This is a genomic window from Clostridium taeniosporum (assembly GCF_001735765.2).
In the GTDB taxonomy this organism is placed as follows: domain Bacteria; phylum Bacillota; class Clostridia; order Clostridiales; family Clostridiaceae; genus Clostridium; species Clostridium taeniosporum.
Genome location: NZ_CP017253.2, coordinates 441,255 through 466,804 on the forward strand (window position 1 = coordinate 441,255; position 25,550 = coordinate 466,804).

The window sequence follows — 25,550 nt, forward strand, 5'->3', positions numbered from 1 at the left end:
CAAATAAAAAATAAGTAGAATAATCTTCTACTTATTTTTTATTTGTTAAATTCTCAGCTACATTTACAATTTCATCAAGATTGTATTTAGAAGCTTGCAACACTAACTTATCCTTTAAACTTTTTAACTTATGAGGATTATTTATTAAGTAATCTACAGTACTATTTATTTTAGTTAAGTCTTTAACATATATAGAATAACCTGATTGAACTAAAAAATCTGTATTTTCCATTTCTTGTCCAGGAATTGCAAATGGTATTATTAAAGGAATGTTTTTTATAATAGATTCCGTTACTGTTAATCCACCAGGTTTTGAAATTATCACATCGCAATAATCCATTAATGTAGGAATATCATTTGTAAAGCCTAAAATATGTAATTTTTTATTTTTATAAGAGTGATTATTACAATAATCACTTAATGATTTTTCTAATTTTTTATTCTTTCCACAAACTACTGTTATTCTCAATTTATTACGATTTTTTAATAATTCTTTTAGAACTAATGAAATTGTATTTAATCCAAGACTTCCACTCATTAATAATAAATTAAAATATTCATCATTTAAATTTTTAACAGAATTATTTTTATTATAAAAAATTTCTTTAACAGGGATACCAATAGGATATATTATATCTGGATTTATACCTTTATCTATCAATGATTTTTTTGTATAATCACTTCCTGTAATATAAGCATCTACATATTTATTTATATAGGTGTAGTGTGCTTTAAAATCTGTAACAATCAGAATATATGGTATATTTAAACCTTGTTTTTTAAATGATGTTACTATATTAATAGATAAAGCATGAGTAGCAACTATTATATCTGGTTTAGTATCATTTATTAATTTAAATAACTTCTTTTTAGTAAAGAAAAAAATAATTTTTAAAAAACTGTTAGTAAACTTGTTGTTTGTTATTTTATAAAATAATCCATAAAAATATGGAAATTTAGACGCTAGAATTTCATAACTTGTTACAATTAAATCATTTAAAAATTTACTACCTTTATATAAGAAGTCATATTTAACTGCTTCATATCCAGAATTTTTAAAAGAATCAGATATTGAATCTGCAGCTTGATTATGACCTTGCCCTGTAGAAGTTGTTAAGATTAAAACTTTTTTCATTAAATTCCACTCATTTCTACTAAAATACATACAAGTAGTTTATCATGTTTAAGATAATTTTTAAATATAATAATTTATTTATAGAACTTTTAATGAGATATGTATAAAAAGAAAAAGGGAAAGACTTAGTCTTTCCCTTAATTTTCTATTTAGTATTAAGATTGAATCTTTTATTGAATTTTTCAACTCTACCGCCAACGTCAATGATCTTTTGCTTACCAGTGAAGAATGGGTGGCATTTAGAGCATATTTCAACTTTAAGTTCTTCTTTAACAGAACCAGTTGTAAAAGTGTTTCCACATGCACACTTAACCACTGCGTCTGTGTGGTATTCTGGATGTATGCCTTGTTTCATATTTTTCACCTCTTCCAATAAGTTAACTTATTATTACTATTTAAATAGCTCTTAAATTATATCATAGCGAAATATTGTCGTCAATGCAAAGTTACGACAGAAAAATGACCTTTTTTACATAGATATTTATGGAAGCAAAAATACCTTTTTTACATAGATATTAAATGTTATAATCGATTAAGATATTATTTAAAGAAGAGGAGTATTTGATAATGAGCAAGTTATATTTTAGATATGGGGCAATGAATTCAGGTAAATCTACACATTTAATGCAAGTGGCTCATAATTATGAGGAGAGAGGAATGAATGTGGTTATTATAAAACCATCTATTGATAAAAAAGGTGGAGATAAGGTAGTATCAAGACTTGGAGTTGAAAAAAAAGTAGATATTATGATTTCAGAAAATGATAATATTTTTGAGTTGCTTTCAGAATATTCAGAAGAAAAATTTAAAATTGACTGTGTATTAGTCGATGAGGTTCAATTTATGAAGTCTAATCAAATAGATGAACTTTTTAAAATTGCTGTAACTTTAGATATTCCTATAATATGTTATGGCTTAAGAACGGATTTTAAAATGAATGGTTTTGAAGGAAGCAATAGATTATTATTATTAGCACATAGTATAGAAGAAATGAAAACAATATGTGCTTGTGGAAAAAAAGCTATATTAAATGGAAGAAAAATTAATGGGAAATTTGTTTTTGAAGGTAAGCAAGTAGCAATTGATGAACAAGATGACATTCGTTATGAATCATTGTGCGGAGAATGCTATTATAAATATAAAAAACTTAACTAAAAATATAAGGTAATTAGGGAGAAGAAATTATGAAAAGATGTGATGTTGGGGGTCAAGCAGTTATTGAGGGTGTTATGATGAGAGGTAGCAAGGGATTAGCTACGGCTGTTAGAACTTCACAAGGGAATATAGAAATAAAAATGGATGCTGGAGAATCAATAATAAAAAAATATAAATTTTTAAATATACCTTTTTTAAGAGGTTTTTTTATATTAATTGATTCATTAAAAGTTGGAATGAATTCATTAAATTATTCTGCTTCATTTTTTGATGAAGATGAAGAACCTTCAAAATTTGAAAAATGGTTTAATGAAAAATTAGGGGATAAAGCTAATGATTTAATTATGGGAATAACTCTTCTGTTTTCATTTATTATATCAATAGCTCTTTTTATATTATTACCTACTACAGTAGCTTCACTATTTAAAAATTTAGTAAAATCGGATATATTATTAAATCTTATAGAAGCATTTATAAGAATAATTATATTGATAGGATATATGTTTATTATAAGTAAATTAGATGATATTTATAGAGTTTTAGAATATCATGGAGCTGAACATAAAACTATATTTTGTTATGAAAAAATGGATGAGTTAACAGTAGAAAATGTTAAAAAATATAGTAGATTTCATCCAAGGTGTGGAACAAATTTTCTGTTTTTAGTAATGTTTGTTAGTATAATTGTATTTTCTTTTACAGGATGGGGAAGCATTATTGAAAGATTAGTATTAAGAATTATATTAATACCATTAATTACAGGAATTACTTATGAGTTAATAAAATGGTTAGGAAAGAATAACAATTTTTTAGCAAAAGCAATTGCATGGCCAGGTTTAAAGCTTCAATATTTAACTACAAAAGAGCCAGATGATTTACAAATTGAAGTTGCAATTGCATCACTTAAAGCAGCGGAAGGTATTAAAGATGATGAATAAAAATATAGGTGATCTATTAAACATAGGAACTACTATTTTAAAAGAAAACAAAATTAGTACTTCAAGGTTAGATGCACAATTATTATTAGGAAAAGTTTTAAATAAAGATAAGATGTATTTACTAACTCATAGAGAAGAATTAATTGATGAAATAAATGAGAATATATATATGGAACTTATAAATAAAAGAAAAGAAAAAATGCCAGTAAAATATATATTGAATGAATGTGAATTTATGAATATGAATTTTTATGTAGAGCCAGGAGTATTAATTCCAAGGGCAGATACAGAAATTCTAGTTGAAGAAGTATTAAATAATATAAAAGAAGATGAAATTAAAAATATATGTGATGTATGTTGTGGATCAGGAGCAATAGGAATAGCATTAGCTAATTTTAAAAAAAATATCAAAGTAGATTTAATAGATTATTATGAAATTCCAGAAAAAGTTACATTAATTAATATAGAAAAGTTTAATGTTTCAGATAGAGTTAATTTCATTAAAAGTGATTTATTAGATAAGTGTATTAAACAAAGAAAAAATTATGATATTATAGTATCCAATCCACCATATATAGAAGAAATGGAAATTAATGAACTTATGGCTGACGTTAAAAATTACGAACCTCATACAGCTTTAAATGGAGGAAAAGATGGTTTGGATTTTTATAAAAGAATAATAAAGGAAAGTATAAGTGTTTTAAGTAAATCAGGAATATTAGCATTTGAAATAGGATATAATCAAGGTACAGATGTGAAAGCATTAATGGAAAAAGAAAATTTCACAGAAATAAATATATTAAAAGATTTAGCAGGATTAGATAGAGTTGTTATAGGGAGATTAAAAAAATAGTATTATAAATTTATTTTATTTAAGAGGATATGATGATAAATGAAGTATAGTATAGTCTATAAAAAAGGTGATTATTGATTAAAAGTTTTAAAATATGCTATAATACTAAGTGGTCTTTGACCTAATAAAATATTATTTATTTTAATAAGACCATATTTAATATGAATTTTGAATTAAATCTTAAAATATATTATTTTAAATATTATATATGATATGTGTAAAAATGAATTACGGAGTGATTAGATGTTATTAGATAAATTAGCCTTTATAGAAAATAAGTATGACGAATTATCAATTAAAATTAGTGACCCATCGATTATGCAAAATCAAAAAGAGTGGAGAAAGTTATGCAAAGAACAAGCTGACTTAGAAGTTATAGTTAATGCATATAAAGAATATAAACAAGTAATTGAAGATTTAGAAGTTAATAAAGAAATGTTAAGTGAAGAAAGTGATAAAGAAATGAGAGAAATGCTAAATGAAGAAATAGCATCTTTATCTCAAAGACAAGTAGAATTAGAAAATGAAATTCAAATATTATTATTACCTAAAGATCCAAATGATGATAAGAACGTTTTTGTTGAAATAAGAGGAGGAGCTGGCGGGGAAGAAGCTGCTTTATTTGCATATAATTTATTTAGAATGTATACAAGATATGCTGAAAGACAAAGATGGTCTATAGAAATAATGAGTTTAAATGAAACTGATATTGGTGGATTTAAAGAAGTTGTTTTTATGATTAAAGGAAATGGAGCATATTCAAAATTAAAGTATGAAAGTGGAGTACATAGAGTTCAAAGAGTTCCAGATACAGAATCTAGTGGAAGAATACATACATCAACTGTAACAGTAGCTGTATTACCAGAAGTTGATGATGTTGAAATAGAAATTGCAGATAAAGATATTAGAATAGATGTATTTAGAGCTTCTGGTCATGGTGGACAATGCGTTAATACTACAGATTCAGCTGTAAGAATAACACATTTACCTAGTGGGCTTGTTGTATCATGTCAGGATGAAAAATCTCAATTAAAAAATAAAGAAAAAGCTATGAAAGTTCTTAGATCAAGATTATTTGAAAAAGCTGAACAAGAAAGAGCAGAAGGAATAGCTGCAGATAGAAAGAGCCAAGTTGGAACAGGGGATAGAAGTGAAAGAATAAGAACTTATAATTATCCACAAGGAAGAATTACTGACCATAGAATTGGATTAACATTATATAAATTAGACTCATTTTTAGATGGTGATATTGAAGAAATGATAAATTCATTAATAACTGCTGATCAAGCAGAAAAAATGCAAGAAATGGGAAATACTGAAATGTAAGACAGAATTTATGTCATACATTATTTAATAGCCTTACATTTTATAATGTGAGGCTTTTAAATAATAGGGGGTGATGTTATAGATATTTATACTGCTATAAAGAAAGAAAAATCATCTTTAAAAAGATTGATAATACTTATGATAATATTATCAATTACATTACCAGCAGTTTTATTAATAACTAATCTTTTTAATTTATTTTATTTGATGTATTTAGCTTTAATTGAATTTTTAATAGCAATTTCTATACTTGTAAAATTAAATTCATACAAAGTAGAGTATAAATGTAATAATAATCGTTTGATTTTTAAAACAGGAATATTATCAAGTACATCACTAATATTGTGTGATAAAGTTGTTTTAGTACATACTAATAGATCTGATTATGATATGGAAATAATAATTATTACAAGTGTGGCATTTAAAAATAACTTATTAAAACCTATAAATCATGACTTATTCAAAAGAAATTCTAGATTAAAAAAAGAATATGAAAAAATACAAGAGAAAAATCCTGATAAAACTTATTATGTTCAAATAGTAAAAAAAGGCGGACTAAAAAAATATTTATTATTAGATTGCATATATAGAAATTGTGTTAAAGCTATATATACTGATTATAGTATACAAAATATAAAAATTGCACGAGGACAAACAATAGTTTAAAGAAAGAAGGCACACATTTTGAATACAGATATTATAAAAATAAATAATATTGTGGATGATAAAGAAAAGATAAATGAAGCAGCAAAAAAAATAAAAAATGGTGGTATAGTTGCATTTCCAACTGAGACTGTATATGGATTAGGAGCAGATGCTTTAAACGAGGAAGCTGTTAAGAAAATTTTTATAGCTAAAGGAAGACCACAAGATAATCCACTAATTGTTCATGTTGCATCAAAAAATATAGATGGATTAGTTGAAGATACGTCTAATATAGCAAAAAATCTAATAGACAAATTTTGGCCAGGTCCACTTACATTAATATTAAAGAAGAAACCTATAATCCCTAATATAACTAGTGCAAATTTAGATACTATAGGAATTAGAATGCCTGATAATGAAATAGCATTAAAATTAATAGAAATGTCAGGTACAGTTATTGCAGCACCATCTGCAAATATAAGTGGAAGACCTAGTCCAACAGATGTTGAAAGATGTATAGAAGATTTATCAGGTAGAGTGGATTGTATATTAGGTGGACATAAAAGTGATATAGGATTAGAATCTACAATATTAGATTGTACAGTTAATCCACCTTTAGTATTAAGACCAGGTGGAGTGACTTTAGAGATGTTAAGAGAAGTTGATAATAGAATAGATATAGATCCAGCCGTAATGAAAAAAAGTACTAATGATTTAAAACCAAAAGCACCAGGAATGAAGTATAGACATTATGCTCCTAAAGCAAAAGTTAAGATTATTTTAGGAGAAAGAAAAAAAACTATTGAAAAAATGAAAGAAATGGTAGATTATTATATAGATAATAATAAAAAGGTATGTATACTTACAGTACAAGAAAATGAAAAAGAATATGAAAAAGGAATTAAAGTAGTATTAGGCAGTAGAGAAAATTTATTTATGGTTGCACAGAATTTATTTGAATCATTGAGAAAATGTGATGATTTAGGTGCAGATATAATACTTGCAGAAGCTTATGAGCAAAAAGGTGTAGGAATAGCCATAATGAATAGATTAAACAAGGCAGCAGGATTTGATATTATCGAAGTATAATTTTTAAATAATGCATAAATAACATTTTGATTATTGCTTAAAATAAGAGGAAGATAAAGTTTAATAATCTACTTTTTCTTCTTTTTTTATGAATAGATATATATGTATGGAGGTTTTTATTATGAAATTAGCAATCGGATGTGATCATGGTGGATTTGAATTAAAACAAGAAATTATAAAATTTTTAGAAAATGAAGGTCATGAAGTTAAAGATTTTGGAACATATTCAACAGAATCTTGTGACTATCCTGATATATCATTACCAGTGGCAGAAGCTGTTGTAGCTAAAGAGTTTGAACTTGGAATATTAATTTGTGGTACAGGAATAGGAATAGGAATTGCAGCTAATAAGGTTCCAGGAATAAGAGCAGCATTGTGCTCAGATACTTTTAGTGCACACGCAACAAGACAACATAATAATGCAAATATTTTAACATTAGGTCAAAGAGTTGTTGGACCAGGTCTTGCATTGGATATAGTAAAAACTTTTATTTCATCTGAATTTGAAGGTGATAGACATCAAAAGAGAATAGATAAGATTAGTGAAATAGAAGCTAAATATAGTAAATAATATTAATTTTAATATATTTAAACATTTAATTTTGGAGGGATAAATATGAGTAAAGTAATTGAAGTTAATCATCCATTAGTGCTACATAAGCTTTCGATGGTAAGAAGCAAGAAAACAGGAACAAAGGATTTTAAGGAATTGGTAAAAGAAATATCAATGTTGCTAACTTATGAAGCAACAAGAGATATAAACATGGACGAGGTAGAAATTGAAACTCCTGTTTGTAAAACAAAATGCAAAGTTGTTTCTGGAAAGAAAATGGCTATAGTGCCTATCTTAAGAGCAGGTCTTGGAATGGTTGATGGTGTTCTTAGCTTAATACCAGCTGCAAAAATTGGTCATATAGGATTATATAGAGATGAAGAAACATTACAACCAGTAGAATATTTTTGCAAGCTTCCAAAAGATATAGAAGAAAGAGATGTTATAGTTGTAGATCCAATGCTTGCCACAGGTGGTTCAGCAGCTGATGCATTAACTATGTTAAAGAAAAAAGGAGCTAAAAATTTAAAATTAATGTGCTTAATATCAGCTCCAGAAGGAATTGAATTGGTACAAGAAAGACATCCAGATGTAGATATATATGTAGCTTCTGTAGATGAAAAATTAAATGAAAAAGGTTATATAGTTCCTGGTTTAGGCGATGCCGGAGATAGATTATTTGGAACTAAATAGTATTTTATAGTATTGAAAAAGGAGTATCTTAATAAAAACTTTTTAGGATACTCCTTTTTAATTTATCTGTTATAATTAACATAAATAATGTTATTTTTAGGAGAATTAGATATGGAAAGAATAATCAAGGAGAATTATTATTTAGACATTGCTGAAACTGTATTGGAAAGAGGGACATGTTTAAGAAGGAATTATGGCTCTATAATAGTTAAGAATGATGAAATAATATCAACAGGATACACTGGAGCTCCAAGAGGAAGAAAAAATTGTATAGATATTAATAGTTGCATAAGAGAAGAATTACAAATACCAAGAGGAACACATTATGAACTTTGTAGAAGTGTACATAGTGAGGCTAATGCAATAATTAGTGCTTCACGAAGAGATATGATTGGAGCAACATTATATTTAGTAGGTAGAGATGTTAAAACAAAAAAATATGTTGAAAATGCTAATTCTTGTTCTATGTGCAAGAGACTTATAATTAATGCTGGTATCTCTTATGTAGTTATAAGAAAAGACAAAGAGAAGTATATAAAAATAGATGTAGAAGATTGGATAAAAAATGATGATTCTTTAAAGATAGATAATAATTTTGGATATTAGGCACATTTAAATAAATAACTAGTCATTATGCTAGTTTATTTTGTGAACTACTTCTTCCTTGGAGTCTATTAATAGTACAACTATTAGTAGAACACAAGCTATTGTATTTCACAAAATACCTGTCACATTTTGATTTGTTATTTATTTTCATATGCCTTAAATATTTTTAAATATTAAATTAGAATATATACGAGTATAATGTAAAAAATATTAACAATGATAAATGAGAACTTATATTAATGATTAATACATAGGACTCATTATGCCAGATTGGAGGAAATATTATGAGCAAAAAGAAAGTGATAACTATATTTGGAACTAGACCAGAAGCAATAAAAATGGCTCCATTAGTTCAAGAATTAAAGAAAAGAGAAGAAATAGAATCTAAGGTGTGTGTTACAGCTCAACATAGAGAAATGCTAGATCAAGTTTTGGATTTATTTGATATAAAGCCAGATTTTGATTTGAATATAATGAAAACAAGACAAACTTTAACAGGAATAACAAACAAAGTTTTAGAAGGATTAGAAGAAATATTTGAACAAGAAAAACCAGATATGATATTAGTACATGGTGATACAACAACAACTTTTGCAGGAGCATTAGCAGCATTTTATAAACAAATAAAAGTTGGTCATGTAGAAGCTGGATTAAGAACTTTTAATAAATACTTCCCATTTCCAGAAGAAATGAATAGAAGATTAACAGGGAATTTATCTGATTTACATTTTGCGCCAACACAAAGTTCTAAAGATAACTTACTAAAAGAAGGTATATCAGAAGATATAATTTATATAACAGGAAATACTGTTATAGATGCAATGGAACATACTGTAGAAGAAAAATATGAATTTGAAAATGAAGAGTTAAAAAATATAGATTTTAATAAAAAAGTTATAATGGTTACAGCTCATAGAAGGGAAAATTGGGGAGAAGGAATAAATAATATTTGTGATGCATTAAAAGAAATAGTTTTAAATAATAAAGATGTAGAATTAGTTTATTTAGTTCACTTAAATCCAATTGTTAAGGATGTTGTAGAAGAAAAGTTAGGAAATTTAGAAAGAGTTCATTTATTACCACCATTAGACACTAAAGAAACTCATAATTTAATGAATAAATCATATTTAGTTATGACTGATTCAGGTGGATTACAAGAAGAAGCACCACATTTAGGCAAACCAGTATTGGTTTTAAGAGATGTTACAGAAAGACCAGAAGCTGTGAAATATGGAACTGTTAAATTAGTAGGAACTAACATAGAAAAAATAGTGAAAGAAGCAAATAAATTATTAAATAATATTGAAGAATATAATAATATGAGTAAATCAGTAAATCCTTATGGTGATGGTATTGCTTCAATTAGAATAGCAGATGCTATATTAAAATATTTCGAATTGAGTGAAAAAGAGGTAAAAGAGTTTAAAATATAAACTTTGTTTAAAATTTAACAATAAACTCTTGATTAATAAAAAAAATAAATGTATAATTATGTTATGTTAATAATTTAACGATAAGGATATTAAACATATATAATTTTTAGGAGGATTTAACATGAAAGAAGTAGTTATTGTAAGTGCAGTAAGAACAGCTCTTGGAAGCTTTAGTGGATCATTAAAAGGTGTTCCAGCAGTAGAATTAGGAGCAACTGTAATTAAAGAAGCTGTAAACAGAGCTGGTATAAAGCCAGAAGTTGTTGAAGAAGTTTTAATGGGTAATGTTATCCAAGCTGGTTTAGGACAAAATCCAGCTAGACAATCAGCTGTTAAAGCTGGATTACCAGTAGAAGTTCCAGCAATGACAATAAATAAAGTTTGTGGTTCAGGATTAAGAACAGTTAGTTTAGCAGCTCAAATGATAAAAGCAGGAGATGCTGATGTTATAGTTGCTGGTGGTATGGAAAATATGTCAGCAGCACCATACGTATTACCAGGTGCTAGATGGGGTCAAAGAATGGGTGACGCTAAAATGGTAGATACTATGATAAAAGATGGATTATGGGATGCATTTAACAACTATCATATGGGTGTTACTGCTGAAAATATAGCAAAACAATGGGGATTAACTAGAGAAGAACAAGATGCTTTCTCAGCTTCATCTCAACAAAAAGCTCAAAAAGCTATTGAAACTGGAAGATTTAAAGATGAAATAGTTCCAGTTATGATTCCACAAAGAAAGGGAGAACCAAAAGTATTTGATACTGATGAATTCCCAAGATTCGGAACAACTCCAGAAACTTTAGCCAAATTAAGACCAGCTTTCCTTAAAGAAGGAACAGTAACAGCAGGTAATGCTTCAGGAATAAATGATGGAGCAGCAGCATTTGTTGTTATGAGCGCTGAAAAAGCAGCTGAATTAGGAGTTAAACCATTAGCTAAAATAGTTTCTTATGGATCAAAAGGATTAGACCCATCTATAATGGGATACGGACCATTCCATGCAACTAAGAAAGCTTTAGAAGAAGCTGACTTAACAATTGACGATATGGACTTAATTGAAGCTAATGAAGCCTTTGCAGCTCAAAGTTTAGCAGTTGCTAAAGACTTAAAATTCGATATGGAAAAAGTTAATGTTAATGGAGGAGCTATTGCATTAGGACATCCGGTTGGAGCATCTGGTGCTAGAATTCTTGTTACATTACTTTATGAAATGGAAAAGAGAGATGCTAAAAAAGGTTTAGCAACACTTTGCATAGGTGGAGGAATGGGAACTGCTGTTATAGTTGAAAGACTATAATTAGTAGTACTAATTACTCTTATAAAAATTGCTATGATTATTAATAATCATAGCAATTTTTTGTTTTATAGAAAATTATTATAAGTTTTAAAGGTTTATATATCTTAGATTTATTAGCAATTATAATTAAGAAAAATTATATTATATCTTTAACATAGCATTATATTAAAGGTATAAATAATAGTAGTTAATTCTTAAAACAAAAGGATATATAAATATATATTTAAAAAGTAATAAAAAATAAATTATTTAAATAAAAAATAATAAAATTACATAATATAAATATAATGGTGATTATGAATTAATTCCTACAAAATTTTAAAATTTATCTATTTATGTATGTATGTAATAAGAATATATGCAAGATGTGAAGAAGAATATTGAATTATACAATTATAAATACTACTTAATGGAGTGATTATAAGCCTGTATCTAGCTTTACAGGTAAATTTTAAAAAAAATATTGAATAAAACCAATTTTTTATATTCATTGGTATAAAAATAAAAACGACAATATTTTACACAATAATAAAAAAAATCTAAAAATTATCACAATAAAATTTAATATAACTTATAAATGGGTACAAAACAATTTTAGAAAACGATATCTTAAAAAAAAAGAAAATATTCAAAAAAATGAATATTCTGAAAAATGCAAGAAAAGTAGATTGTTAATTTATTTTTTTAGATAAATAGAATAAACAAGAATTTTACCTGCATATACGAAAGCAAATACAAGATAAATACATATCTTGAGATTAAAAAGCAATTTTTTAGCATAAATAGTATTTTATTAAACACTCATATGGTTATATAATATCTCGTATTGAAGCCAAGAGGAGAAAATTATGAATGAAGAACCAATTAAACTTCTTAAAGAAATGATAAAACTAGATTTAAGAGGTGGACTTTTAGTAGCTTTAACTATAAGCATTCTTTTTTCTTTTAAAGATGCAAGTATATATTTTATAGGTATTATAGTATCCTTAATTAATTTTATGGCAAATGTATATATAACCATAAGTTTTTTAGGGAATGGTAATAAAAATAAAAAAACAAATAAATACATAAAAATGAGTATGCCATTAAAAATAGGTATTGTAATTTTAATAGCACTACCTTTTATGAGAAATATAAGATACATTTCTTATTTTATGTGTGGATTTATCTCGCATTATGTATTTTTTATATTTAACTGTATAAAAAGAGAGAAAGGAAGTGTTTAAAGTTGGAACCCAGTAAAGTTGTATTTTCTTTTAATATTGGAAATTTTCCAGTAGATATTATTCCAGAAATAATAATTCAGTGGGTAATAATCTTGGCATTAGCCGTGACAGCTTATTTACTAACAAGAAATTTAAAGCAAAAGCCTGATAAGAAACAAGCTGCATTAGAAAAATTTTATGAAACAGTTAAATCACTTGTTAGTAATACAATGGGAGAAAGTTATTTAGTTTTTGTACCATATGTAGGTACATTGATAATTTACTTACTGCTGTTAAACTTTACAGGATTAGTTGGTATAAAGCCACCAACACAAAATTTAAGTGTAACTGTTGGTATGGCGATTACTACATTTGTGGTTATTAACTTTACTGCAATTAAGAGAAATGGATTAGGAAAATATTTCAAAGGATTAACACATCCGTTTATAGGCATGTTACCTATAAACATTATGGAAAGAGTTATGTTACCTGTATCTTTAGCACTAAGACTTTTTGGTAACATGTTAGCAGCAACAATTTTAGTTGATTTAGTATATCAAGGATTGGGAAGTATTGCCACAGTAGCTCAAATAGGATTGCCGATAGCAGTTCATGTATATTTTGATCTATTTGATGGAACAATCCAAATGTTGGTATTTACTATGTTAACTATAATTAATATTAAAACAACAACAGAACATTAGAAAAAATTTATTTTAAGGAGGAATTATAATGAATTTAGCACTTATCGGAGCAGGTATTGCTGTATTAACAGGATTAGGAGCAGGTATTGGTATTGGTATTGCTACAGGAGGAGCTACTCAAGGAATAGCAAGACAACCAGAAGCAGCAGGTAAAATACAAACTGCATTACTTATAGGAGCTGGACTTGCAGAAGCAACAGCTATTTACGGTTTTATAATTGCATTTATGCTATTAACTAAATAATATTTATATGAGTTAATTATATTGACTCCGAAGGGAGGATATAGATAGATATATGGAGACTAATTATTCAGTAATTTTAATAACAATAATTAACTTTTGTATTTTAGTTTTTATTTTAAGACATTTTTTCTGGGATAAAATCAAAGGCATAATTAGTGAAAGACAAAATTTTATTGAAGAACAATTACTAAAAGTCGATGAAGACTCAGAAAAAGCTAGAATGTATCTACTAGAAAATCAAAGAATACTTCAATCAGCTAAAGAAGAAGGTAAGAAAATTACCGAAAATCAAAAATCAAAAGCTAATAAAGTATATGAAGAAATAGTACAAGATGCTAGTGAAGAAGCAAAAGCTTTATTAGACAGAGCTAAAGTAGATATACAACGTGAAAAAGAAAAAGCAGAATACGAAATAAAGAAGCAAGTAGTTGATTTAGCACTAGAGCTTTCTATCAAAGCTTTAGAAGAAAATATCGATGAAAGCAAACATAGAGAACTTATAAGCGATTTTATTACTAAGGTAGGTATGTAGCTATGTATGAATACTTAGATAGGCGATATGCATTAGCACTTTACCAAGTTGCTGAAAAAAAAGGAAAAGTGGATGAATACTTACAAGATTTAAGAGAAATTTGTGATTTGATTGAAAATAATCAAGAATTTCATGAAGTAATAAAACATCCTCAAATAAGTACAAAGAAAAAAAGAAAACATTTATTAACATATTTAAAAACAAGATTGATGAAGATCTGCTTTCTTTTCTTCTTATATTAATTGAAAAAGATAGAATACTTTATCTTAAAGAAAAATTAAATGAGATGGAAAAGATAGATCTTGAAAGAAAAAATACATTAAAAGGTATCATAAAAACAGCAGTCCCACTTTTATCGGATGAATTTAATGAATTAAAAGATATTTTTGAAAAAAAATATGATAAAAACATCTTATTTGAAACTGAAGTAGAGAAGAATTTACTTGGTGGAGTTTATGTAAGAGTTGGGAATGATGTAATAGATAATACTATCAAATCTAAGCTAGAAGAAATGAAAGATTTAATGCTTAAACAGAAATAGAGGTGAATCCATGAATATTAAACCAGAAGAAATAACTTCTATTATCAAAAAAGAAATAGAAAAATATGAAAAACAAATAAAAACAGTAGATTCTGGTACTATAATTCAAGTCGGAGATGGTGTCTCAAGAGTTTATGGATTAGATGACTGTATGGAAGGTGAATTATTAGAATTCCCAAATGATGTATATGGAATGGCTTTAAATCTAGAACAAGACAATGTTGGATGCGTTCTTTTAGGAAATGAAGAAGGTATAAAAGAAGGAGATATTGTTAAAGGTTCTGGTAAAATAGTTGAAGTTCCAGTAGGTGAAGCATTAATAGGTAGAGTTGTTAATTCATTAGGTGAAGAACTTGATGGAAAAGGACCAATAAACACAAATCAAACTAGACCTATTGAAGTAAAAGCACCTAGCATCATAGATAGAAGTTCTGTTAATGAACCGTTACAAACAGGAATTAAAGCTATCGACTCAATGATACCAATAGGTAAAGGACAAAGAGAACTTATAATAGGCGATAGACAAACAGGAAAGACAGCACTTGTTATAGATACTATATTAAATCAAAAAGGAAAAGATGTAATATGTATTTATGTAGCTATTGGACAAAAACAATCTACAGTTGCACATATATTTAATACATTAACTGAAATGGGTGCTATGGATTATAGTATAATAGTAAGTTCAACAGCAGCTGACTCTGCTCCATTACAATACCTTGCTCCATATGCAGGATGTAGTATTGGTGAATACTTCATGAATCAAGGAAAAGATGTATTGATAGTTTATGATGATTTATCTAAGCACGCAGTAGCTTATAGAACAATGTCATTACTTCTTAAAAGACCACCAGGCAGAGAAGCATATCCAGGAGACGTTTTCTATATCCATTCAAGATTGCTTGAAAGAGCAGCTAAGTTATCAGAAGAAAATGGTGGAGGATCATTAACAGCTCTTCCAATAATAGAAACACTAGCTGGAGACATAACAGCATACATACCAACAAATGTTATATCAATTACAGATGGTCAAATATTCTTAGAATCAGAATTATTTAATTCAGGACAAAGACCAGCTGTTAATGCAGGTATATCAGTATCAAGAGTTGGTGGTAATGCACAAATTAAAGCAATGAAGCAAGTGACAGGTACTTTAAGATTAGAACTTGCACAATATAGAGAATTAGCAGCATTTGCTCAGTTTGGATCAGATTTAGATAAAGATTCAAAGAAGAGACTTGAAAAAGGTAAGAGACTTGTTGAAGTATTAAAACAAGATCAATATAAACCTTTAGATGTTACAAAACAAATTATTATATTATATACAGCAGTTAATGATTTCTTATCTGATATAAAAGTAGAAGATATAAAGAAATTTGAAAAAGAATTCTTAGAATATTTAGATACTCATAATAGAGAATTAGAAAGACAACTTGCTGAAGAAAAAGTTCTAACAGATGAAATAAAAGCTAAATTAGAAGTAGCGATAGTTGAGTTTAAAAAGATATTTTTACAAGAAGCATAGCTTAGTTTTAAGCTATGCCCTTCTTTAGGAGGTAGAAAGTATGGGTTCAGCTGGACTTATAGAAATTAAACGAAGAATAAAGTCAGTAGAAAGTACAAGAAAAATAACTAATGCTATGGGACTTGTTGCCACTTCTAAGTTAAGAAAAACTAGAAAAGAGTTATTAACAAATCAAAAGTTTGTTGAAGAAACTGAAAAAATTATAGGAAAGCTTGCATCAATTATTTCAGGAGATGATAGTAATATTTACTTTAAACCTAGTAAGAGTAAGTCTAAACTATATATTTTAATATCATCAGATACAGGCTTATGTGGTAGTTATAATAATACTGTAGTATCTTACTTAGATTCTTTAGTAAAAGATGAAAAAGAAAATGTAAAGATAATTACAGTTGGAAGCAAAGGGTTAAGTTATGTAAAAAGAATTGATCTTGATTCAATAGCTGAATATGTTGATATATCAGATATACCAACATTAAAAGAAGTGAAAGTTGTTTTTGAAGAAGCTCTTAAAATGTATAAAGATGGAGAGGTTTCAGAAATTAATGTTACATACTTAGATTTTGTTTCTCCAGTAAAACAAGAACCAAAAGCAGAAAAACTTTTACCAATAGAAAAAGTTACTAATATATCTGAGGAATTTTTAATTGAACCTAGTAATGAAGAAGTTTTTGAAAATGCTATAAATATATATTTAAAAGGAAAACTTAGAAATATATTATTAAGTGCTAAGTGCAGTGAGCAAAGTTCAAGAATGACAGCCATGGATGGAGCTACTCAAAATGCAAATGATATATTAGATAATTTAAATCTAAAGTTTAATAGAATAAGACAACAAATTATTACTCAAGAAATATCAGAAATAGTTGGAGGAGCAGAAGCTCAAAAATAGTAAGGAGGTATTTTATGCCTGGTAAAATTGGAAAAGTAGTTCAAATAATTGGACCAGTAGTTGATATAAAGTTTGATTCAGATTCTCTTCCAAATTTATATAATGCGATTAGTATTGATATGGGAGAAAGAACACTAATTGCTGAGGTTGAGCAACATGTTGGTGATGATATAGTAAGAACAATTGCTATGGAAGCAACTGAAGGATTAAAAAGAGGTATGGATGCAGTTGATACAGAAAAAGCTATTTCTGTACCGGTAGGAAATGCTGTATTAGGAAGACTTTTCAATGTTTTAGGAAAACCTATAGACAATGAAGGAAATATAAATGCTAAGGAAATTTATCCTATTCATAGACCAGCACCAAGCTTTAAAGATCAATCTGTTGAACCTGAAATGTTTGAAACAGGTATTAAGGTTATAGATTTACTTGCACCGTATCAAAGAGGTGGAAAAATAGGTCTTTTTGGTGGAGCAGGTGTTGGAAAAACAGTATTAATTCAAGAATTAATAAATAATATAGCTAAAGAGCATGGTGGATTATCAGTATTCACAGGTGTTGGAGAAAGATCTAGAGAAGGTAATGATCTTTATCATGAAATGAAAGATTCAGGAGTTATAGATAAGACTGCACTAGTATTTGGTCAAATGAATGAACCACCTGGTGCGAGAATGAGAGTTGCCTTAACTGGCTTAACTATGGCAGAATACTTTAGAGATAAAGGTCAAGATGTGTTATTATTTATAGATAATATATTCAGATTTACACAAGCTGGATCAGAAGTTTCAGCATTACTTGGAAGAATACCATCAGCAGTTGGTTACCAACCAACATTAGCAACTGAAATGGGAGCTCTTCAAGAAAGAATTACATCAACTAAGAGTGGTTCTATAACATCTGTTCAAGCAGTATATGTTCCTGCAGATGACTTAACAGATCCAGCTCCAGCAACAACATTCTCACATTTAGATGCAACAACAGTTCTATCAAGAAGTATAGTTGAATTAGGAATATATCCAGCTGTAGATCCATTAGAATCTTCATCTAGAATATTGGATCCTAGAATAGTTGGAGAAGAACACTATAATGTAGCTACAAAAGTTAAAAATATACTTGAAAGATATAAAGAACTACAAGATATAATAGCAATATTAGGTGTAGATGAATTATCTGATGAAGATAAGGCTGTAGTTTCTAGAGCTAGAAAAGTTCAAAGATTTTTATCACAACCATTTACAGTAGGTGAACAATTTACAGGAATGCCTGGAAAATATGTCCCAGTAAAAGAAACAGTAAGAGGATTTAAAGAAATATTAGAAGGTAAATATGATGATTTACCAGAATCAGTATTCTTATTTATTGGTTCAATTGACGAGGCTGTACAAAAAGCTAAAGAATTAGCATAGGGAGTGATTAGTATGGCTGATATGTTTTTATTAAAAATTGTTACTCCGGACAAAAATGTGTTTGAGGGTAATATAAAGAAAATATTTCTTAAAAATACTGTTGGTAGATTAGAAATATTAGCAAATCATGCTGATATAGTAACAAGTACAACACCATCTATTGTAGAATTTATAGACTCTGAAGGAAATAATAAAAAATTATTTGTTTCTAGAGGAATTGCTAGCATGTTTAATAATGAAATGACAATCTTTAGTGATTCAGCTGAGTTTTCTGAAGATATTGATTTAGAAAGAGCAGAAAAAGCTAAGGAAAGAGCAGAAAAAAGATTACATGAAGGCGATAAATATGACAAAGATAGAGCAAAATTAGCATTAATAAGATCTATTACAAGAATAAAATTAAAAAAAATGAATTAAAAAGCTTGAGAGGACTACCTCTTAAGCTTTTTTTTGGTTTTTATTTGACACAAATTAGCGAAAAACTTATATATTATATTATAGGTTGCACTAAATAGATGGAATAAAAAATAAAAGACCTGTTCATAATTATAAAAGTGAACAGGGGGTATAAGTATGAAGTTTAAATACTGTTTATTTTTTCTTATATTATTTTTAATTTTTAATATCTCATCTATTTCAGCTAAAGAAATTAGTAATGATTATTTTTATAATTTAGAAAAGAACATTACTAATGAAAGTAAATTTGAAGAAAATGGAATTAAATTGCAATTTAAAACTAAAAAAAGTATTGAAAAAGAACATTTATTTTTAAAACAATATTTAATTAGTAGATTAAATGGGAAATATACTAATGTTGATGATAAGAGTTTTAAAATTTCTAATGAAAAAATTAATGCTTGGGTTAATCTATGGAATATAAAAGATTACACATATGTTGAAATTACTTTAATAAATATAAATTCTGAATATAATACAAAACATTTGGAAGAATTAGTAGAGAACATAAAAAAAACAGATATAAAAGATATACAGATATTTCTATATTATAAGGGAATGATAGATAATAGTAAATCTTTAGAAGATTTTAGAGAATTAAAATCTTTAGAGGATTTAAATGTATTGAATATTAATAATGGTTATACAGGAACTGGTAATTCAAAATTAGGTAGGAAAATGAATTTTGCACTAGTTAGATATAACGATAAATCTCATATAATTATTGGAACACCTATAATATTTACAACATACTAGTACAGTTAAAATAAATTAATTTACTTTAACTGTTTAACAATTAATTATGGAGGATAATATGGAAAAAATAATAGTTAAAGGTGTAAAAAAGCTAGATGGTGAAGTTAATATAAGCTGTGCTAAGAATTCAGTTTTACCTATAATTGCAGCAACTATATTATGTCCACAAGATATTACTATAACTAATACTCCAATATTAGAAGATGTAGAAGTTATTTGCACATTATTATCTCAATTAAATTGTAATGTTAATTTTTCTAAGGTAAATAATGATTTGACAATTAATACCAGTAATTTGAATCCTGTTGATGCTAGCACAGATCTTATTAGAAAAATGAGAGCATCTTTTTTGATAATGGGTCCTATGTTATCAAGATTTGGATATTGTAAATTATCATTGCCTGGTGGTTGTAATATTGGAAGCAGACCTATAGATTTACATTTAAAAGGTTTTAAGGCACTTGGTGCTGATGTTAATATAGGTCATGGTTTTGTAGAAGTTAAAGCTAACAAATTAACAGGAAACAGGATATATTTAGACTTTCCATCAGTTGGTGCAACAGAAAATATTTTAACAGCCTCAGTATTAGCAAATGGAACCACAATAATAGAAAATGCTGCAGAAGAACCTGAAATAGAAGATTTGGCAAAGTTTTTAAATAGTATGGGAGCTAATATAGAAGGAGCAGGAAGAGGAAAAATAACAATACATGGAGTCAAAGAGCTAAAAGGTATAAAATATACTCCTATATATGATAGAATTGAAGCAGGAACTTTTATGATAGCGGCAGCAATAACAAATAGTATTATAAAAATTAACGGTATAAATGAAGAGCATTTAAGGCCGGTTATAGAAAAATTAAAAGAATGTGGACTTAAATTTGAAAAAGTAGGAAATCAATCTATTATAGTAGATGGAAGAGAAAAAAAGAAGGCAGTTGATATAAAGACATTACCTTATCCGGGATTTCCAACGGATATGCAATCTCAAATAATGAGTTTACTATGTTTGACTAATGGAATTAGCATTATAACTGAAACTATATTTGAAAATAGATTTATGCATGTTACAGAATTAGTAAGAATGGGTGCAAATATAAAAATTGATGGTAGGACTGCTATAATTGAGGGAGTATCTAAATTAACAGGTGCTAAGGTAAAAGCTACTGATTTAAGAGCGGGTGCTGCAATGATTTTAGCGGGATTAGCTGCAGAAGGAGAAACTGAAATAAGTGATATATATCATATAGATAGAGGTTATGTTAATATAGAAGAAAAATTTAGAAATCTTGGTGCTGAAATTTATAGAATTAATGTATAAATAAAGGGTGAGATTGAAATCTTACCCTTTATTTATGTGTAAGAAATTATAGAATCTTCAAAAATTGAAAGACTGATAAAATTTAAGTTAAAGCAAATCAATCAAAACTCTTAAATCTCAATTATCTACTCTTAACTGAAAAGCGTGGCGTATCTACTTTTTTAATATATTTAATTATTCAACATAATTTATGAATTAAAGCATATATTTAGATGTAAGGGGGATGAGATATAATATGAAAAGAAGTAAAATTAATAAGGATATAAGATTAACTATATTAGTAACAATAATAATATTTGTAATATTATTATTATCCCCAGTATTTTTTTTAAATCATAATTTTAATATATTTAAACCTTTTAATATTGGCAAAAGTATGGTAAATAAAACATTTAAAATAGAACTACCTAAAGATAAAAAGGTTAAGTTATATAGAAAAGATAAAAATAGAGTTGATGAGATAGATATAGAAGAATATATTATTGGAGTTGTGGCTAGTGAGATGCCAGCAAATTTTGATGAAGAAGCATTAAAAGCTCAAGCTGTTGCAGCCAGAACTTATTATATTAACAAGGTTAATAATCCTTGCAAACAAGCTGAAAATAATGGAGGAGAAATATGTGATACAACCCATTGTCAAGTATATATGGACAAGAGTGAAAGAATGGATAAATGGAGCAAAAAAGATAGAAATAATAATTGGGAAAAAATAAAAAAAGCAGTTAAGGATACAGAAGGACAAGTACTTACATACGATGGTAAAGTATTAGAATATCCTCAATTTTTTGCTATTAGTTCAGGAAAAACTGAAAGTGCTAAAGACGTATTTTCAAATGATGTACCATATTTAAAATCAACAGATAGTAGAGGGGAAGAGGAAGCACCTAAATACAAAAGTACTGTAGAATTTAAGATGAGTGAATTTATAAAAAAATTAAAACAAAAATATCCTAAAATAGATTTATCAAAAAATAATATAAATTCATCTATGAATATAGAATCATATACAGATAGTGGAGCAGTAAAGGCATTAAAAATTTGTGATAAAACGATAAAAGGAACTGAATTTAGAACTTTATTTAATCTTAATTCTACAAATTTTAATTGGATGATAAAAGATGGGAAAATAAAAATAAACTGTACTGGATATGGTCATGGTGTTGGAATGAGCCAATGGGGAGCTAATGCTATGGCTAAAGAAGGAAAAAAATATGATGAAATATTAAGACATTATTATACTGGAGTTGATATAAGAAATATAGAATATAAATAGTATCAAATTAATTATAAAATACTAAGAAATTAATTATAAAAACAAGCCATGTTGTTAAACATAAACAATATGGCTTGTTTTTATATAAAAAATTATATATAAAAAATTTTATTTATGTATTAATTTCTACAAAAGGGAAATAATGAAAAAAGGAGGTGTTAATATGGACAAAAAAATTAGACAAAAGTTTAGAAACTTATTAAGAAAGGAGAGCTTTTATATTGCTTTGTTTCTATGCCTATGTATAGTAGCAGCTATAGGAACTGTTTCTTATAAGCGAATAAACAATAAACATGAAGTTGCAAAGGTTCAACAACCAGAAAAAGAACTAACTTTGAACATTAATGATAAAAGTGTTACAAATGAAATTCCAAATGCGGAGAGAGTGGAGAATACTGTAAAAGAAAAGAAGAAAGGAAATAATGCAACAACTTCTAAAGAAACTACTAAAAGTGTTGCATCAACAACTATTAGTTTATTAAATCCAATAGATGGAACTATAAGTAGAAAGTATACCTATCCTGCTCCAGTAAAAGTAGAAGAAAATTTATACAGAACTATAAGAGGAATTAATATAAGCTCTAAAATTGGAACAGATGTTAAGGCAGCAGCTGACGGTGTTGTTGATCTTGTAGAAAATTTAGGTGTTGAAGAAGGAACTGTTGTAGAAATTAAACATGCAAATGGATTAAAGACAAGGTATGGAAATCTTGATAAAAATGTTTCTGTAAAAGTTGGAGATAAAGTTAAAGCTAATCAAGTAATTGCTAAGGTTGGAAATACGGCTAAATTATATGATAAAGAAGCATTTGGTGAATATTTAAATTTACAAGTGATTAATGCAAATGGAGAACAAGTTAATCCAGAAAAATATTTTAAGCTTAAATAAAAGTTTAATTGATGAATTTTACTATAAGGATAATTCAATAATTAGATATTGAGTTATCCTAAAAATATTATTTTAAGGAGGTTGAATACGTTGAAAGATTATATAGAAGAAAGAGTATTAGAGGTCGCAAAATATATTATAGATTCAAAAGCCACAATAAGAAAAACTGCAAAAGTTTTTGGAGTCAGTAAGAGTACTATTCATAAAGATATGACAGAAAGACTTCCAAAGATAAATCCTATGATAGCAGAACAAACACATACAATATTGGAATTAAATAAAGCTGAACGTCATATTAGAGGTGGAAAAGCTACAAAAATGAAATATAAAGCTATTGAACGATAAACATAATGGGGTTATAATATAGAATTAGTAGAAATATGTTATTAATGGTAATAAAATGTGATTTAGGAGTGAATGATTAATGTGGTTTTGGAGAACTGGGACAGACCTTGGAATTGATTTAGGTACAGCTACTGTGCTAGTTTATGTAAAGGGTAAGGGTGTAATATTAAAAGAGCCATCTGTAGTAGCCATAAATAAGAATAACAATAAGTTGTTGGCTGTTGGTGAAGAAGCAAGGAAAATGATAGGTCGTACGCCTGGAAATATAGTTGCTGTCCGTCCTTTAAGAGATGGAGTAATTTCAAATTATGATGTAACAGAAAGAATGTTAAAAGAATTTATAAGGAAAGCGTGCGGAAAGAGAAATATTACAGCACCTAAAGTTATGGTCTGTGTACCTTCTCAAGCTACAGAAGTTGAAAAGAGAGCTGTTATTGATGCTGCAAGAAATTCTGGAGCAAAAACAGTTCATTTAATTGAAGAACCTTTAGCAGCAGCAATTGGTGCTGGAATTGACATAACAAAACCTAATGGAAATATGGTTATAGATATAGGTGGAGGAACTTGTGATATAGCTGTTATTTCATTAGGAGGTATAGTTGAGAGATCTTCAATTAAAATTGCAGGAGATAAATTTACGGAAGCAATTATAAAATATGTAAGAAATAAATATAAGATAATGATTGGAGAAAAAACAGCTGAAGATTTAAAAATAGAAATAGGATCAGCATTCAAAGGTGCTAGAAGCTTAACTGCTATGATGAAAGGTAGAAACCTAGTAACAGGATTACCTGATGAATTAGAAATAAGTACAGAGGAAATTAGAGAAGCATTAGAGGAATCTGTAGAGTCAATAGTTGAGGTAGTTAAAACTGTTTTAGAAAGAACTCCACCTGAATTAGCAGCAGATATTATAGAAAAGGGTATATTAATGACTGGTGGTGGAGCACTGTTATACGGACTTAACAAGCTTATAGAGTTTAGAACAGGTGTAGAAGTAACTGTAGCAGAAAATGCTATTGAATGTGTAGCAGAAGGAACAGGTGCTGTTTTAGGACAATTAGATAAATTAGATAATCAATTAAATTCCCAGGAGATAGTTCTTATTGAATAAGAGAATTAAAAATCATCCCAAAACTTAGAAAAGTTTTTGGGATGATTTTATTTTACCAAATTATACGCATTAATTAAGGCATTTGATATCAATTTAGCCATATCCATAACTAAGGAAAGCCTTATATTATAGGATGAAAATACTTCGGAATTATCAACAGTATCAACTATCCCTATGATTGAAGCTATACCTACCTCAGGCAATTCTTTACCAACTCCTTTTCCGGGATGTATAGCATAATTTCTAGTGTGAATTTCTCCAATAGCATCTTTACTACCAAGGCATGCATCTATCCCTATAATAGGGCAATTAGGGTGCTTTTTGTATATTTCATTTAGTTTATCATCTATATTTAAAGCATGTATAGGACTTGAAAGTGTACCATACACAGGTAATTGAAATGATTTATCTTTTAAAAGTGATCCTACTAAAGGACCTAAACAATCTCCAATACATTTATCAGTACCGATACAGACTATTATTGTTTCATTGTTAAGATAATCTTTAATTGATTCAGATATTTTAAAACAAGCATTTAAAGACTTATAATTTACTTTATGTTTTGTCAAAAGCAGAGCCCTCCCTTCTTAACATATATATATGATGCGATTTAATAAA

26 protein-coding genes and 2 pseudogenes are annotated in these 25,550 nt (G+C 27.6%); 25 read left to right on the forward strand and 3 right to left on the reverse strand.

Going from position 1 to position 25,550, the window contains the following annotated elements:
- Positions 1-31: 31 nt before the first annotated feature.
- Complete coding sequence (locus tag BGI42_RS02175; protein WP_069678748.1) at positions 32-1,135, reverse strand: MGDG synthase family glycosyltransferase; 1,104 nt, start codon at positions 1,133-1,135, stop codon at positions 32-34.
- Positions 1,136-1,280: 145 nt separating this feature from the next.
- Positions 1,281-1,490 (reverse strand): 50S ribosomal protein L31, encoded by a 210-nt coding sequence (gene rpmE / locus BGI42_RS02180; RefSeq protein ID WP_069678749.1) that lies wholly within the window; start codon positions 1,488-1,490, stop codon positions 1,281-1,283.
- A gap of 212 nt (positions 1,491-1,702) precedes the next feature.
- On the opposite strand from rpmE, the gene BGI42_RS02185 reads away from it, so the two are divergent.
- From BGI42_RS02185 to mreB, 25 genes and pseudogenes are all read left to right on the forward strand, one after another.
- Entirely contained in the window at positions 1,703-2,290 is a 588-nt protein-coding gene (locus BGI42_RS02185; RefSeq protein WP_069678750.1) for a thymidine kinase, read from the forward strand.
- Between the two features lie 29 nt (positions 2,291-2,319).
- A pseudogene (gene prmC / locus BGI42_RS02190) lies at positions 2,320-4,081 on the forward strand (peptide chain release factor N(5)-glutamine methyltransferase).
- Positions 4,082-4,324: 243 nt separating this feature from the next.
- Complete coding sequence (gene prfA, locus BGI42_RS02195) at positions 4,325-5,407, forward strand: peptide chain release factor 1 (RefSeq protein WP_069678753.1); 1,083 nt, start codon at positions 4,325-4,327, stop codon at positions 5,405-5,407.
- Positions 5,408-5,485: 78 nt separating this feature from the next.
- The gene (locus BGI42_RS02200) at positions 5,486-6,073 is read left to right on the forward strand and encodes a hypothetical protein (RefSeq protein WP_069678754.1); all 588 of its coding nucleotides are present in this window, start codon (positions 5,486-5,488) and stop codon (positions 6,071-6,073) included.
- 18 nt (positions 6,074-6,091) lie between these two features.
- On the forward strand, positions 6,092-7,141 hold the full coding sequence (locus BGI42_RS02205; RefSeq protein WP_069678755.1) for an L-threonylcarbamoyladenylate synthase: 1,050 nt from the start codon (positions 6,092-6,094) through the stop codon (positions 7,139-7,141).
- A 121-nt stretch (positions 7,142-7,262) separates the two neighbouring features.
- Positions 7,263-7,712, forward strand: coding sequence for a ribose 5-phosphate isomerase B (gene rpiB, locus BGI42_RS02210; RefSeq protein ID WP_069678756.1), 450 nt, complete (start codon positions 7,263-7,265; stop codon positions 7,710-7,712).
- A gap of 45 nt (positions 7,713-7,757) precedes the next feature.
- Positions 7,758-8,387: a uracil phosphoribosyltransferase gene (upp, locus tag BGI42_RS02215; RefSeq protein ID WP_069678757.1), complete on the forward strand. Its 630-nt coding sequence runs from the start codon at positions 7,758-7,760 to the stop codon at positions 8,385-8,387.
- 111 nt (positions 8,388-8,498) lie between these two features.
- The gene (locus BGI42_RS02220; protein ID WP_069678758.1) at positions 8,499-8,993 is read left to right on the forward strand and encodes a deoxycytidylate deaminase; all 495 of its coding nucleotides are present in this window, start codon (positions 8,499-8,501) and stop codon (positions 8,991-8,993) included.
- A gap of 284 nt (positions 8,994-9,277) precedes the next feature.
- Positions 9,278-10,426 (forward strand): non-hydrolyzing UDP-N-acetylglucosamine 2-epimerase, encoded by a 1,149-nt coding sequence (gene wecB / locus BGI42_RS02225; protein WP_069678759.1) that lies wholly within the window; start codon positions 9,278-9,280, stop codon positions 10,424-10,426.
- 121 nt (positions 10,427-10,547) lie between these two features.
- The gene (locus BGI42_RS02230; RefSeq protein ID WP_069678760.1) at positions 10,548-11,729 is read left to right on the forward strand and encodes an acetyl-CoA C-acetyltransferase; all 1,182 of its coding nucleotides are present in this window, start codon (positions 10,548-10,550) and stop codon (positions 11,727-11,729) included.
- A gap of 848 nt (positions 11,730-12,577) precedes the next feature.
- Positions 12,578-12,955, forward strand: a complete 378-nt coding sequence (locus BGI42_RS02235) for a hypothetical protein (protein ID WP_069678761.1) — start codon at positions 12,578-12,580, stop codon at positions 12,953-12,955.
- Positions 12,956-12,957: 2 nt separating this feature from the next.
- Positions 12,958-13,638, forward strand: coding sequence for a F0F1 ATP synthase subunit A (locus BGI42_RS02240; RefSeq protein ID WP_069678762.1), 681 nt, complete (start codon positions 12,958-12,960; stop codon positions 13,636-13,638).
- Between the two features lie 28 nt (positions 13,639-13,666).
- Positions 13,667-13,882 carry an ATP synthase F0 subunit C gene (atpE, locus tag BGI42_RS02245; protein ID WP_069678763.1) on the forward strand — a complete coding sequence of 72 codons (216 nt, stop codon included), beginning with the start codon at positions 13,667-13,669 and terminating at the stop codon, positions 13,880-13,882.
- Between the two features lie 52 nt (positions 13,883-13,934).
- Complete coding sequence (locus tag BGI42_RS02250) at positions 13,935-14,414, forward strand: F0F1 ATP synthase subunit B (protein ID WP_069678764.1); 480 nt, start codon at positions 13,935-13,937, stop codon at positions 14,412-14,414.
- Between the two features lie 2 nt (positions 14,415-14,416).
- Positions 14,417-14,955: pseudogene (locus BGI42_RS02255) on the forward strand (F0F1 ATP synthase subunit delta).
- A gap of 10 nt (positions 14,956-14,965) precedes the next feature.
- Complete coding sequence (gene atpA, locus BGI42_RS02260) at positions 14,966-16,480, forward strand: F0F1 ATP synthase subunit alpha (RefSeq protein ID WP_069678766.1); 1,515 nt, start codon at positions 14,966-14,968, stop codon at positions 16,478-16,480.
- 40 nt (positions 16,481-16,520) lie between these two features.
- The gene (gene atpG, locus BGI42_RS02265; RefSeq protein WP_069678767.1) at positions 16,521-17,372 is read left to right on the forward strand and encodes an ATP synthase F1 subunit gamma; all 852 of its coding nucleotides are present in this window, start codon (positions 16,521-16,523) and stop codon (positions 17,370-17,372) included.
- 14 nt (positions 17,373-17,386) lie between these two features.
- A complete protein-coding gene (atpD, locus tag BGI42_RS02270; RefSeq protein WP_069678768.1) occupies positions 17,387-18,778 on the forward strand; it encodes a F0F1 ATP synthase subunit beta in 1,392 nt (463 codons plus the stop codon).
- Positions 18,779-18,790: 12 nt separating this feature from the next.
- On the forward strand, positions 18,791-19,195 hold the full coding sequence (atpC, locus tag BGI42_RS02275) for an ATP synthase F1 subunit epsilon (RefSeq protein ID WP_069678769.1): 405 nt from the start codon (positions 18,791-18,793) through the stop codon (positions 19,193-19,195).
- A 156-nt stretch (positions 19,196-19,351) separates the two neighbouring features.
- Entirely contained in the window at positions 19,352-19,990 is a 639-nt protein-coding gene (locus tag BGI42_RS02280) for a hypothetical protein (protein ID WP_069678770.1), read from the forward strand.
- Between the two features lie 58 nt (positions 19,991-20,048).
- Positions 20,049-21,311 (forward strand): UDP-N-acetylglucosamine 1-carboxyvinyltransferase, encoded by a 1,263-nt coding sequence (gene murA, locus BGI42_RS02285; protein WP_069678771.1) that lies wholly within the window; start codon positions 20,049-20,051, stop codon positions 21,309-21,311.
- Positions 21,312-21,546: 235 nt separating this feature from the next.
- Complete coding sequence (spoIID, locus tag BGI42_RS02290; protein WP_069678772.1) at positions 21,547-22,584, forward strand: stage II sporulation protein D; 1,038 nt, start codon at positions 21,547-21,549, stop codon at positions 22,582-22,584.
- A 163-nt stretch (positions 22,585-22,747) separates the two neighbouring features.
- Positions 22,748-23,473: a M23 family metallopeptidase gene (locus BGI42_RS02295; protein ID WP_069678773.1), complete on the forward strand. Its 726-nt coding sequence runs from the start codon at positions 22,748-22,750 to the stop codon at positions 23,471-23,473.
- A 90-nt stretch (positions 23,474-23,563) separates the two neighbouring features.
- A complete protein-coding gene (spoIIID, locus tag BGI42_RS02300) occupies positions 23,564-23,818 on the forward strand; it encodes a sporulation transcriptional regulator SpoIIID (protein WP_069678774.1) in 255 nt (84 codons plus the stop codon).
- A gap of 79 nt (positions 23,819-23,897) precedes the next feature.
- Entirely contained in the window at positions 23,898-24,932 is a 1,035-nt protein-coding gene (gene mreB / locus BGI42_RS02305; RefSeq protein ID WP_069678775.1) for a rod shape-determining protein, read from the forward strand.
- 47 nt (positions 24,933-24,979) lie between these two features.
- Here mreB and yyaC read toward each other — a convergent pair whose 3' ends face one another.
- On the reverse strand, positions 24,980-25,501 hold the full coding sequence (gene yyaC, locus BGI42_RS02310; protein ID WP_069678776.1) for a spore protease YyaC: 522 nt from the start codon (positions 25,499-25,501) through the stop codon (positions 24,980-24,982).
- Between the last annotated feature and the right edge of the window lie 49 nt (positions 25,502-25,550).

Coding starts and splice junctions, on each gene's coding strand:
- rpmE (WP_069678749.1), bottom strand. CDS start 1,490: ATGAAACAAGGCATACATCCAGAATACCACACAGACGCAGTGGTTAAG.
- rpiB (WP_069678756.1), top strand. CDS start 7,263: ATGAAATTAGCAATCGGATGTGATCATGGTGGATTTGAATTAAAACAA.
- BGI42_RS02175 (WP_069678748.1), bottom strand. CDS start 1,135: ATGAAAAAAGTTTTAATCTTAACAACTTCTACAGGGCAAGGTCATAAT.
- atpD (WP_069678768.1), top strand. CDS start 17,387: ATGCCTGGTAAAATTGGAAAAGTAGTTCAAATAATTGGACCAGTAGTT.
- BGI42_RS02235 (WP_069678761.1), top strand. CDS start 12,578: ATGAATGAAGAACCAATTAAACTTCTTAAAGAAATGATAAAACTAGAT.
- BGI42_RS02185 (WP_069678750.1), top strand. CDS start 1,703: ATGAGCAAGTTATATTTTAGATATGGGGCAATGAATTCAGGTAAATCT.
- atpA (WP_069678766.1), top strand. CDS start 14,966: ATGAATATTAAACCAGAAGAAATAACTTCTATTATCAAAAAAGAAATA.
- wecB (WP_069678759.1), top strand. CDS start 9,278: ATGAGCAAAAAGAAAGTGATAACTATATTTGGAACTAGACCAGAAGCA.
- murA (WP_069678771.1), top strand. CDS start 20,049: ATGGAAAAAATAATAGTTAAAGGTGTAAAAAAGCTAGATGGTGAAGTT.
- atpC (WP_069678769.1), top strand. CDS start 18,791: ATGGCTGATATGTTTTTATTAAAAATTGTTACTCCGGACAAAAATGTG.
- BGI42_RS02250 (WP_069678764.1), top strand. CDS start 13,935: ATGGAGACTAATTATTCAGTAATTTTAATAACAATAATTAACTTTTGT.
- upp (WP_069678757.1), top strand. CDS start 7,758: ATGAGTAAAGTAATTGAAGTTAATCATCCATTAGTGCTACATAAGCTT.
- BGI42_RS02230 (WP_069678760.1), top strand. CDS start 10,548: ATGAAAGAAGTAGTTATTGTAAGTGCAGTAAGAACAGCTCTTGGAAGC.
- atpG (WP_069678767.1), top strand. CDS start 16,521: ATGGGTTCAGCTGGACTTATAGAAATTAAACGAAGAATAAAGTCAGTA.
- BGI42_RS02280 (WP_069678770.1), top strand. CDS start 19,352: ATGAAGTTTAAATACTGTTTATTTTTTCTTATATTATTTTTAATTTTT.
- BGI42_RS02295 (WP_069678773.1), top strand. CDS start 22,748: ATGGACAAAAAAATTAGACAAAAGTTTAGAAACTTATTAAGAAAGGAG.
- mreB (WP_069678775.1), top strand. CDS start 23,898: ATGTGGTTTTGGAGAACTGGGACAGACCTTGGAATTGATTTAGGTACA.
- BGI42_RS02220 (WP_069678758.1), top strand. CDS start 8,499: ATGGAAAGAATAATCAAGGAGAATTATTATTTAGACATTGCTGAAACT.
- atpE (WP_069678763.1), top strand. CDS start 13,667: ATGAATTTAGCACTTATCGGAGCAGGTATTGCTGTATTAACAGGATTA.
- prfA (WP_069678753.1), top strand. CDS start 4,325: ATGTTATTAGATAAATTAGCCTTTATAGAAAATAAGTATGACGAATTA.
- spoIID (WP_069678772.1), top strand. CDS start 21,547: ATGAAAAGAAGTAAAATTAATAAGGATATAAGATTAACTATATTAGTA.